The sequence below is a fragment of the Sphingopyxis sp. RIFCSPHIGHO2_12_FULL_65_19 genome (assembly GCF_001830555.1).
Lineage (GTDB): Bacteria > Pseudomonadota > Alphaproteobacteria > Sphingomonadales > Sphingomonadaceae > Sphingopyxis.
Map to the genome: position 1 here is coordinate 3,407 of NZ_MIAM01000038.1, position 1,973 is coordinate 5,379.

Sequence of the window (1,973 nt, forward strand, 5' to 3'; positions counted from 1 at the left end):
TCCAGCGCCTGGCGGACGACCGCTGCGACATCGTCCCGTACCAGCTGGATCGCCGAGACATTGACCGAGAAATAGGCATCGACGATGGCGCCGCCATTCTGCCGGTCCCATTCGGCGAGCACCGCCGCGGCCTTGCCGATCGCCCACTGGCCGAGCGGCACGATCAATCCCGAATCCTCGGCGATCGGGATGAACTCGGTCGGCGACACTGAATGGCCGTTGCTGTTGTCCCACCGGGCCAGCGCCTCGAACCCCGCGACGCGGCCGCTCGCCATCTCGATCAGCGGCTGGAAGGCGAGGTGGAGCCGATCCTCCTCGATCGCGTTGCGCAATTCGGTTTCCAGCCCGAACCGATTGTCCGACAGCATCGCCGCTTCGGGTTCATAGATTTCGATGCGGTCGGTCTGCTTCGCGCGTTTGAGGGCAATCTGGGCGTGCCGGATCTGATCGGCGACATCGGTGTCAGCGGCCGGCTGGATGGCGCAGCCCAGCGCGCAATCGACGCTGACCTTCAATTCGCCGATACGGAACGGATGATCGAAACAGCCGCGGATACGCCGCGCCATTTCGCGCACATCGGCGCGGCCTCCTGCGACGCGCGACGAGATGGCGAATTCGTCGCCGCCGGTGCGCGCCAATATGTCGCCGCTGCGCAGGCTCGATTTCAGCCGCCGCGCGACGGTGATGATCAGCTCGTCGCCCGCCATCGGGCCGATATGTTCATTGATCCGCGAAAAGCGCGCGAGGTCGAGCAGCAGGATAGCATGGTCGGCGCCGGGGCCTTCGATGCGGGCGCGCTGTTCGACCAATTCTTCAAATCCCGCGCGGTTGGGCAGCCCGGTCAGGCTGTCCGAAACAAGTTCGCGGCGCAAATTGCGCTCGGTCATCATTTCCTGCGTCCGGTCGATCAGCGTCAGCAGGAACAGGCCGTCATCGCCCGATTCCGTCGGCAGCGGCCCGATCGATCCGCGCAGGTCGCGCGCCGCCGGACCGTCGCCCAGCTGGCACGAAAATTCCTGGCTTTCGTCGGGATGTTGCGATGCCCGTTCGATCGCGCGCAGCAGTTCGATCGGCGCATCGACGCCGACCGGCGACAGGCTCAGCCGGTCAAACGCCGCGTTGCTCGCGTGGAGCCGGAAATTTCCGCGCGCCATCGGTCGGATGAGCGCCGCCGGAACCGGCAGTGCGTCGATCCAGCCGACAAACAACAAGGGCCGGTCTTCGCCGGTTCTATCGATAGGCATAACAGCGGGTTTTGTGCGACCTTTCCCCATTGCCCAATGCCTAGGTTACGGGAAGTAAATAAGGGATTTACGGCTACATCGAAATGCGGTCAGCCGAAGCGATTGTTGCGCGGGAAACCAGTTGGCGGCATCCGCCCGGCCGCGCCGCGTGCGACGCGCCACGGCGCAAGGTCGGTTTCGGTGCGCGTGCGGCCGGTGTCGCCGCCCATCGCCCAGCTCAATCCGTCGGCAAAGGCAAAGCTGACGGTGTCGGACAGCCCGCCGTCGCGATAGCGTTGCAGCATCACGCCCTGGCCGCGCGCCATCACCGGCACCTCGTCGAGCGGGAAGACGACAAGCTTGCGGTTTTCGCCGACCACCGCGACGCTGTCGTCGCTCGCAGCGATCGGGCGAACGACGGTGAGTGCGGCCTTGGGCTTCAAATTGACGACCGCGCGGCCCTTGCGCGTTTCGGCGATTACGTCCGCCATTTGCGCCACGAAGCCGTGGCCGCTCGACGAAGCGAGCAGCAAGCGGCCCTCCGCGCTCGTGGGGATCATCGCGACGATCCGTGCATCGGGGTCGATGTCGACAATCAGGCGCAGCGGCTCGCCAAACCCGCGCCCGCCGGGCAATTTGTCGGCGCCGATCGTGAAGAAGCGCCCGTCGCTGGCCGCGATCAGTAGCTTGTCGGTCGTCTGGGCGTGCGCGGCGAACAGCAGTTCGTCGCCTTCCTTGAACTTGAATTCG

At 65.6% G+C, this 1,973-nt stretch carries 2 protein-coding genes; both read right to left on the bottom strand.

Going from position 1 to position 1,973, the window contains the following annotated elements; translation table 11 throughout:
- On the bottom strand, positions 1–1,244 hold a 1,244-nt coding region (locus A3E77_RS11335), incomplete at its 3' end, for a diguanylate cyclase domain-containing protein (RefSeq protein WP_293645950.1).
- A gap of 89 nt (positions 1,245–1,333) precedes the next feature.
- Positions 1,334–1,973, bottom strand: a 640-nt coding sequence (locus A3E77_RS11340; protein ID WP_293645952.1) for a DNA gyrase C-terminal beta-propeller domain-containing protein, incomplete at its 5' end; no start/stop codon positions are given.